Below are 271 nucleotides of genomic sequence, written 5' to 3'. Positions count from 1 at the left end.
GAATCTGAAACCCGGCGAACGGGTCGCCCTGATGCTGCGCAACTGCCGCGAGTGGGCCATGTTCGACCTTGCCGCCCAGGGACTGGGGCTGGTCACCGTTCCCATCTACACCAACGACCGCCCGGAGAATATCGGTTACATTCTGCAGGATGCAGGCGTCCGCCTGTTACTGCTGGAAGGGGATGAACAGTGGCAGAACCTGCAACAGATCCGTCACCAGCTGGCGGGACTCAATCGTATCCTTACCATTGAACCTGTTGATCCTATGGGA

The 271-nt window shown here is 58.7% G+C and carries 1 protein-coding gene; it reads left to right on the top strand.

What is annotated here, in order from left to right:
* A partial coding sequence (locus G9Q73_RS11510; RefSeq protein ID WP_177419914.1) for an AMP-binding protein occupies positions 1 to 271 on the top strand: 271 nt, incomplete at both ends.

The organism is endosymbiont of Lamellibrachia barhami, from assembly GCF_011947365.2.
Classification (GTDB): Bacteria; Pseudomonadota; Gammaproteobacteria; order Chromatiales; family Chromatiaceae; genus QGON01.
The sequence above is the reverse complement of the archived record's forward strand: the minus strand, read 5'-3'. Positions and strand labels throughout refer to the sequence as shown.